6 protein-coding genes are annotated in these 8967 nt (G+C 73.3%); 5 read left to right on the forward strand and 1 reads right to left on the reverse strand.

Features of this window, described 5'->3' with window-relative positions; all coding sequences use genetic code 11:
• A partial coding sequence (locus AB0442_RS40695; protein WP_366168568.1) for a hypothetical protein occupies nt 1-571 on the reverse strand: 571 nt, incomplete at its 3' end.
• Between the two features lie 548 nt (nt 572-1119).
• On the opposite strand from AB0442_RS40695, the gene AB0442_RS40700 reads away from it, so the two are divergent.
• The 5 genes from AB0442_RS40700 (at nt 1120) to ffh (ending at nt 8835) form a co-directional block, all read left to right on the forward strand.
• Nucleotides 1120-2574: a hypothetical protein gene (locus AB0442_RS40700; RefSeq protein WP_344625140.1), complete on the forward strand. Its 1455-nt coding sequence runs from the start codon at nt 1120-1122 to the stop codon at nt 2572-2574.
• 357 nt (nt 2575-2931) lie between these two features.
• The gene (locus AB0442_RS40705) at nt 2932-4257 is read left to right on the forward strand and encodes an ammonium transporter (RefSeq protein ID WP_366168569.1); all 1326 of its coding nucleotides are present in this window, start codon (nt 2932-2934) and stop codon (nt 4255-4257) included.
• A complete protein-coding gene (locus tag AB0442_RS40710) occupies nt 4257-4595 on the forward strand; it encodes a P-II family nitrogen regulator (protein WP_030275697.1) in 339 nt (112 codons plus the stop codon). The genes AB0442_RS40705 and AB0442_RS40710 overlap by 1 nt, the downstream gene beginning before the upstream one ends.
• Before the next feature lie 91 nt (nt 4596-4686).
• Nucleotides 4687-7137, forward strand: a complete 2451-nt coding sequence (locus tag AB0442_RS40715; protein WP_366168570.1) for a [protein-PII] uridylyltransferase — start codon at nt 4687-4689, stop codon at nt 7135-7137.
• 132 nt (nt 7138-7269) lie between these two features.
• A complete protein-coding gene (ffh, locus tag AB0442_RS40720; protein ID WP_363543850.1) occupies nt 7270-8835 on the forward strand; it encodes a signal recognition particle protein in 1566 nt (521 codons plus the stop codon).
• Nucleotides 8836-8967 lie beyond the last annotated feature (132 nt).

Below are 8967 nucleotides of genomic sequence, written 5' to 3' on the forward strand. Positions count from 1 at the left end.
CGCCTACGCCTGCACCCTGGCGGGCACGCTCTTCGCCCGGATCGGCGTGGAGCTCGGCCCGGAGCACCTCTTCGGCTTCCCCACCTGGGTGGGCCGTCCGGTAGAGCAGTTCGGGCAGCCGGGGGGCGGTGCCGGGGGCGACGAAGAACAGCAGCCGGCCGGCGGGGGAGGCGATCACCGGCCCGACCTGGGTGCCCATCCGCTCCAACCGGACGAGCGCCTGCAGACCGGGCTGCTCCGGCACGTCCAGCACGTCGAAGTGCAGACCGGCCGGCAGCAGCACCGGCGCGTCCGCGGCCAGCAGCGCGCGCAGTTCGTCCGCGGGGGTGCCGGGCGCGGCCTTCGGGCCGGGCACCGCGTGCAGGCCGGGGGCGGCGCAGTGCGCGGCGGCGCAGTCGCAGACCCCGGGGGAGCGGTGGTGGGCGCGGGCCGCCCCCGCGACGACCGTCCAGCCGAGGCGGGAGGTGTACTCGCCGGCCGCCCGGAGGGTGGTGGCCCTGGTGCGCCGCAGGGTGCCGCGCGGCGCCAGCCGCAGGTGCCGCAGCCGGAGTTCGCCGAACAGGTTGTCCATGCCTCCCCCAACAGGTTCTGGATGCCGGTGGTTACGGGATTGTGACGGTGCGTCGGACGGGCCGCGCGGTGCGGGTGGTGCACCGGAGGCGCGCGCCCGTGGATGCGCTCCGATTCGTGCGGCGCGTTCCAGCAGCCGGCGGGCCCCGGAGCTGCGCAGACCGGGAGGTCGCAGTCGCACGAGGGTTCCTCCGTCGTCTGGGGTGCCGTCAAAACCGGTAGCATCAGCGGAAGTTGATCCGCCCCCAGGGCGGGAGCCCATCCGTCGGGCATGTGCCGGGGTCACTGCGAACCGGCTACCAGTGAAGCGCGACGCGGCCACTCTTTGTTCACTCTCAGGGGTGGCGAAAGGTGGCGTTTCCTCGGCGGTGCTCCCCCGGATGGCGGAAATCACGTTACGTTCGGCACACGGAGCACAGCGGACCGTCCACAGTACGGGGGTCCGCCTCCTCGGCAGTCGAGCAGGCACGGTACGTCGAGCAAGCGCCCGGACCCTCGGGCACCACGAGCGGGCCCCGAGGCGGGGCCGGGCGGGATGGGGACGTTCCCATGGGAGAGAAGCAACCGAACGAGAAGCTGACGTCGTGGTTCGCCCGAAGCGGCTGGTCCAAGGGCGAGTTGGCGCGTCAGGTCAACCGTCGGGCCCGCCAGATCGGCGCCCACCACGTCAGCACCGACACCTCCCGGGTGCGCCGCTGGCTCGACGGCGAACAACCCCGCGAGCCCATCCCGAAGATCATGTCCGAGCTGTTCTCCGAGCGCTTCGGCTCGGTGGTCTCCGTCGAGGACCTCGGCCTGCGCGCCGCCGTCCCCGTCTCGACCGTCGGCGGCGGCGTCGACCTGCCCTGGAGCGGCGACCAGACCGTCCAGCTGATCAGCGAGTACTCGCGCAGCGACCTGATGCTCAACCGCCGCGGCTTCCTCGGCACCTCGCTCGCCCTGACCGCCGGCGCCGCCCTGATCGAGCCGATGCAGCGCTGGCTCACCCCCGGCCCCGGCGGCGCGCCGACCCCGATCCTCACCGCCGCCAACGGCGGCGAGCCCTACACCGGCCGGCTCTCCGAGCCCGAGATCCAACTGCTCGAGCAGACCACGGTGATGTTCCGCCAGTGGGACGCGCAGAACGGCGGCGGCCTGCGCCGCAAGGCCGTGGTCGGCCAGCTCCACGAGGTCACCGACCTCCTCCAGGAGTCCTATCCCGAGCCCACCACCAAGCGCCTCTTCCGCCTGACGGCCGAACTCGCCCACCTGGCCGGCTGGATGTCCTACGACGTCGGCATGCACCCCAGCGCCCAGAAGTACTACGTCCTGGCCCTCCACGCCGCCAAGGAAGCGGGGGACCGCCCGTTCGGCGCCCTCATCCTGACCGACATGAGCCGCCAGATGATCCACCTCAACCGCGGCGAGGACGCCCTGGAGCTCATCCACCTCGCCCAGTACGGCAGCCGCGACACCGCCACCCCCCGCCAGCAGGCGCTGCTGTACGCGATGGAGGCCCGCGCCTACGCCACCATCGGCGAGGTCAACCGCTGCGCCCGGGCCGCCCGCCTGGCCGAGGACACCTTCAGCGACTGCCGCACCGGCGACGCCGACCCGAACTGGCTCACCTTCTTCTCCGAGGCCGAGCTCAACGCCGAGAACGCGCACTCCTTCCGCGACCTGGCGTACCACTCCAGCCGCAGCCAGCTGTACGCCTCGATGTCCGCGCCGGTGATGGAGCGCGCCGTCGACCTGTTCCGCCAGGACGGCGACCACGTCCGCAGCTACGCCTTCAACCTGATCGGCATGGCCAGCGTCCACCTGCTGCAGAACGAGCCCGAGCAGGCCGCGGTGATGGCCGAGCAGGCCGTCGACATCGCCACCAAGGTCCGCTCCGAGCGGCTGAACACCCGCGTCCGCAAGACCACCGAGGCCGCCAACCGCCAGTACAAGGGCGTGCCCGAGGTCTCCCGGCTCGCCGAGCGGGTCGTGCAGGACATCCCGGAGTTCGCCTCGGCGGTCTGACCGCCACCCGCGAGGGGCCGGATTCCGGCCACTCGCCCCCCCAACCCCGACCGTGGGGGTCCGTGCGGCCTCGTATCCGTACGGGCTCCCCCGCCCTTCGGCCCGCGGGCCCCCACGGTCGGTGAACCACCCCGTACCCGCTGTACCGAGCGGCGGAACGGTAACGCAAGATCTGTCATGGCACGGCCGTGGTTCACGCGCTCGTAACGCTCCCGTCGGTTGCGTCACGGCGGCGAAACACCGAGCCGCATCGGCCGAAATCAGCCTTCGGCACTCTCCTTCACATCGCCGACACCCCGGGTGGCACGGGACAGGGATCCCGGGCGTGGAGCGGCTTCCATTCACGAGGAGACGCCGATGCCGGACGGCTTCAGCGCGGGCGATACCGCCTTTGTGTTCATCTGTGCGGCCCTGGTCATGTTGATGACACCGGGTCTGGCCTTCTTCTACGGAGGCATGGTCAGGGTAAAGAGCACCCTCAACATGCTGGTCATGAGCTTCATCACGCTCGCGATCGTCAGCGTCCTGTGGGTCCTCTACGGCTACAGCCTCGCCTTCGGGCCGGACGCCGGCGCCGGCCTCATCGGCAACCTGGACTTCCTGGGCTTCCGCGGCATCGGGATGAACGACCTCAGCGGCACCATCCCGGTCACCGGGTTCGCCGCCTTCCAGCTGATGTTCGCGATCATCACCCCGGCCCTGATCAGCGGTGCCATCGCGGACCGCGCCAAGTTCACCGCCTGGTCGCTGTTCGTGGCGCTCTGGGTCACCGTCGTCTACTTCCCGGTCGCGCACTGGGTGTTCGCCTTCGACAAGGGCAACGGCGGCTGGCTCGGCGACCGCAACGGCGTCATCGACTTCGCCGGCGGCACCGCCGTCCACATCAACGCGGGTGTCGCGGGCCTGGCGCTCGCCCTGGTCCTCGGCAAGCGCATCGGCTTCAAGAAGGACCCGATGCGCCCGCACAGCCTCCCGCTGGTGATGCTCGGCTCCGGCCTGCTGTGGTTCGGCTGGTTCGGCTTCAACGCCGGCTCCGCGCTGGCCGCCAACGGCGTCGCCGGCATGGCCTTCCTCAACACCCAGGTGGCCACCGCCGCCGCCGTCCTCGGCTGGCTCGCCTACGAGAAGATCAAGCACGGCGCGTTCACCACGCTGGGCGCCGCGTCCGGTGCGGTCGCCGGCCTGGTCGCCATCACCCCCGCCTGCGGCTCGGTCTCCGCGCTCGGCGCCATCGCCATCGGCATCATCGCCGGTGTCGCCTGCGCCGCGGCGATCAGCCTCAAGTACAAGCTCGGCTTCGACGACTCGCTCGACGTGGTCGGCGTCCACCTCGTCGGCGGTGTCATCGGCTCGCTGCTGATCGGCCTCTTCGCCACCGGCCACGTCGGCCAGACCGCCCAGGGCCTGTTCTACGGCGGCGGGTTCGAGCAGCTCGGCAAGCAGGCGCTCGGCGTCGTCGCGGTCGCGGCGTACTCCTTCGTCGTCACCGGCATCCTGGGCCTGGCCATCCACAAGACCATCGGCTTCCGGGTCTCCGAGGAGGTCGAGGTGTCCGGCATCGACCAGGCCGAGCACGCCGAGTCCGCCTACGACTTCACCGCCGTCGGCGCCAGCCTCGTCCGCGCCGTCTCCGCCGCTCCCGCCGCCGCCAGCACCGCCGAGAAGGCCGAGGTCGACGCCTGATGAAGCTCATCACCGCAGTCATCAAGCCGCACCGCCTGGACGACGTGAAGGAGGCCCTGCAGGCCTTCGGCGTCCACGGCCTGACCGTCACCGAGGCCAGCGGCTACGGCCGGCAGCGCGGCCACACCGAGGTCTACCGGGGCGCGGAGTACACCGTCGACCTGGTGCCCAAGGTCCGCATCGAGATCCTCGTCGAGGACGACGACGCCGAGCAGCTGATCGACGTCGTGGTCAAGGCCGCCCGCACCGGCAAGATCGGCGACGGCAAGGTCTGGGCCGTCCCGGTCGACACGGCGGTGCGCGTCCGCACCGGCGAGCGCGGCCCCGACGCGCTCTAGCATCAGCACCACACGCCCTTGGCGGACCTGCCCACCGGCAGGTCCGCCGGACGCGTATCCGGCACCCCGCCCCACGGATGGGATCTCCGACGTGACCACGACCGAAGCCCACCCCTCCGACCCGGCCCGCCCGGACGACCACGGCGCCGCCCGCGCCCGGCTGCTCGCCGACCCCGGTCTCGGCGGCGCCGCCCGCCGCACCGCCCTCGCCCGGCTCACCGACGGCTGGCTCGCGGGCCTCCACCGGGACGCCGGCGCACCCGCCGGCACCGCGCTCGTCGCGGTCGGCGGCTACGGCCGAGGTGAACTCTCCCCGCGCAGCGACCTCGACGTCCTGCTGCTGCACGACGGCCCGATCGACCCCCGGCTGCCGGAACGCATCTGGTACCCGGTCTGGGACTCCGGCGCCGCCCTCGACCACGCCGTCCGCACCCTCGACGAGGCCCGCGCCGTCGCCGCCGACGACCTCAAGGCGCAGCTCGGCCTGCTGGACGCCCGCCACATCGCCGGCGACGCCGCGCTCACCGCCTCGCTCCGCTCCACCCTGCTCGCCGACTGGCGGGCCGGCGCCGCCGGCCGGCTGCCCGAACTCCAGCAGCTGTGCGCCGAGCGCGCCGAACGCCACGGGGAGCTCTCCTTCCTCCTCGAACCCGACCTCAAGGAGGCCCGCGGCGGCCTGCGGGACGTGGTCGCGCTCAAGGCCATCGCCGCCACCTGGCTCGCCGACGCCCCCCGCGACGGCCTGGAGGCCGCCGCCACCCGCCTCGCCGACGTCCGCGACGCCCTGCACCTCACCACCGGCCGCGCCACCGAGCGCCTCAGCCTGCAGGACCAGGACCAGGTCGCCGCCCGGCTCGGCGTCCTCGACGCCGACACCCTGCTCCGCCAGGTCTACGAGGCGGCCCGCACCATCACCTACGCCTCCGACGTCACCTGGCGGGCCGTGGACCGCGTCCTCGCCGCCCGCAGCAACCGCGGCCGCAGGCTCTCCCGGATCGCCTTCCCGTTCAGCGGCACCGGCCGTGGCTCCGGCGCGGTCGCCAAGGGCGCCGTGGAGCGCCGCCCGCTCGCCGAGGGCGTCGTCGAGCAGGACGGCGAGGCCGTGCTCGCCCAAGGCGCCCGCCCCGCGCAGGACCCGGTGCTGCCGCTGCGCGCCGCCGCCGCGGCCGCGCAGGCCGGCCTCACCGTCGCCTACGCCACCGTCCGGCGCCTGGCCGCCGAGACCAAGCCGCTGCCGGTGCCCTGGCCCGACGAGGCCCGCGAGCAGCTCATCACCCTGCTCGGCGCCGGCGAGGCCTGCCTGCCGGTCTGGGAGGCGCTGGAGGCCGAGGGGCTGATCACCCGGCTGCTGCCCGACTGGGAGCGGGTGCGCTGCCGCCCGCAGCGCAACGCCGTGCACCGCTGGACGGTCGACCGGCACCTGATCGAGACCGCCGTCAGGGCCGCCGCGATGACCCGTAGGGTGGCCCGCCCCGACCTGCTGCTCGTCGCCGCCCTGCTGCACGACATCGGCAAGGGCTGGCCCGGCGACCACTCCGAGGCCGGCGAGGTCATCGTCCGAGACGTCGCCGCCCGGATGGGCTTCGACAAGACCGACACCGACACCCTCGCCCTGCTGGTCCGCCACCACCTGACCCTGGTCGACACCGCGACCCGCCGGGACCCCGACGACCCGGCCACCGTCGACGCGATCACCAAGGTGGTCGGCACCCTGCCGCACCTGGAGCTGCTGCACGCCCTGACCGAGGCCGACGCCACCGCCACCGGCCCGGCCGCTTGGAGCAGCTGGCGCGCCTCGCTGGTGGGCAACCTGGTCGCCCGGGCCGCGGCCCGCCTCGCCGGCGGCGTCAGCCACCCGCAGGCCGGCGACCCGACCGCCGAGCAGGAACGGCTCGCCGTGGAGGCCGCCCGCACCGGCGGACCGGCGCTCTCGCTGCACGCACACACCGAGACGGGCAGCCCCGGCACCACCGGAACCGAGCCGATGGGCGTCGAGCTCACCCTGGCCATCCCCGACCGCCCCGGGCTGCTCGGCACGGTCGCGGGCGTCCTGGCGCTGCACCGGCTCACCGTCCGCTCCGCCTCGCTGCGCGAGCTCGACCCGATCGACGCCGGCCCGGTGCTGCTGCTCTCCTGGACGGTCGCCGCCGAGTACGGCGAACTGCCGGAGGCGGCCCGGCTCCGCGCCGACCTGCGCCGGGCCCTGGAGGGCTCGCTGGACGTCGCCCGCAAGCTCGCCGAACGCGATGCCGCCGCGCCCCGGCGGCGCGGCATCGCCACCCCGCCCCCGGTGGTCTCGGTCGCCCCCGGCGCGTCCTTGAGCGCGACCATCCTGGAGGTCCGCGCGCACGACGCGCCGGGCCTGCTGCACCGGATCGGCCGGGCCCTGGACGCGGCCGGGGTGCGGGTGCGCACCGCGCACGTCTCCACCCTCGGCGCCGACGCGGTGGACGCCTTCTACGTCACCGACGCGGAGGGCCTGCCGCTGGCCGCGGCCCGCGCGGCGCAGGTGGCCGGAGCGGTGCAGGAGGCGCTCGGCTGAGCCCCGCGCGGGCGGCCGGGGAGCCGGTGCGCCCGCGGGAATCCCGGGGTGGAGACCGTTCGCCGGGCGGCCGGATACCCTGGGGGGCGACGACAGTACCCGTACCGATGCCGCAAGGGACCCGCGACCGACGTGTTCGACACTCTCTCCGACCGCCTCGCAGCGACGTTCAAGAACCTCCGGGGCAAGGGCCGCCTCAGCGAGGCGGACATCGACGCCACCGCCCGCGAGATCCGGATCGCGCTGCTGGAGGCGGACGTCGCGCTGCCCGTGGTGCGGGCGTTCATCAAGCAGGTGAAGGACCGGGCCCTCGGCGCGGAGGTCTCCGGCGCGCTGAACCCGGCCCAGCAGATCATCAAGATCGTCAACGAGGAGCTCATCAGCATCCTCGGCGGCGAGACCCGGCGCCTGCGCTACGCGAAGAGCGGCCCGACCGTCATCATGCTGGCCGGTCTGCAGGGTGCCGGTAAGACGACGCTCGCCGGCAAGCTCGGCCACTGGCTGAAGAAGCAGAAGCACACCCCGCTGCTGGTCGCCTGTGACCTCCAGCGCCCCAACGCGGTCACCCAGCTGGGCGTCGTGGCCGACCGCGCCGGCGTGGCCTTCTACGGCCCGGAGCCGGGCAACGGCGTCGGCGACCCGGTGAAGGTGGCCCGCGACTCGATCGAGTACGCCCGCCAGAAGCAGTACGACGTGGTCATCGTCGACACCGCCGGCCGCCTCGGCATCGACGCCGAGATGATGCAGCAGGCCGCCGACATCCGGGCCGCGGTCGACCCCGACGAGGTCCTGTTCGTGGTCGACGCCATGGTCGGCCAGGACGCGGTCACCACCGCCCAGGCCTTCCTCGACGGCGTCGACTTCACCGGCGTGGTGCTCTCCAAGCTCGACGGCGACGCCCGCGGCGGTGCCGCGCTCTCGGTCGCGCACGTGACCGGCCGCCAGATCATGTTCGCCTCCAACGGCGAGAAGGTCGACGACTTCGACGCCTTCCACCCGGACCGGATGGCCTCGCGCATCCTCGGCATGGGTGACATGCTCTCGCTCATCGAGAAGGCCGAGCAGACCTTCTCGCAGGCCGAGGCCGAGAAGATGGCCTCCAAGCTGCAGGGCGGCGGCAAGGACTTCACGCTGGACGACTTCCTGTCCCAGCTGGAGCAGGTCCGCAAGATGGGCTCGATCTCCAAGCTGCTCGGGATGCTGCCCGGCATGGGCCAGATCCGCGACCAGATCAACAACATCGACGACAAGGACGTCGACCGCGTCGGCGCGATCATCAAGTCTATGACCCCCGCCGAGCGCACCGACCCGAAGCTGATCAACGGCTCGCGCCGGCTGCGCATCGCCAAGGGTTCCGGCGTCCAGGTCGGCGAGGTCAACAACCTGGTCGAGCGGTTCTTCGAGGCCCGCAAGATGATGTCCGCGATGGCCTCGGGCAAGGGCATCCCCGGCATGCCGGGCATCCCCGGGATGGGCGGCGGCGGCAAGCGCTCCGCCAAGAAGGCCCCGGTCGCCAAGGGCAAGCGCAAGTCCGGCAACCCGCTGAAGCGGGCCCAGGAGGAGGCGGCCGCCGCCGAGCGCCGCGCCCTCGGTCCCGGCCAGGGCCAGCAGGCCGCGCCGGGCGGCGCCTTCGGCCTCGGCGCGGGCAAGGGCCCGTCCGACTTCGAACTGCCCAAGGAGTTCAAGGACCTGCTCTGACGGTCCCCGCCCGCCGGCCCGCCGCACCCCCGAGGGGCGGCGGGCCGGCGGGGTTCCCGGGCCCCCCGTGGGCGGTCGGCCGGGTGGCCCGGCGTCCGACCGCACACAAGCACGATGATTGGGGTGTGGGTG

Origin of the sequence: Kitasatospora sp. NPDC085895 (assembly GCF_040702125.1) — a bacterium.
Classification (GTDB): domain Bacteria; phylum Actinomycetota; class Actinomycetes; order Streptomycetales; family Streptomycetaceae; genus Kitasatospora; species Kitasatospora arboriphila.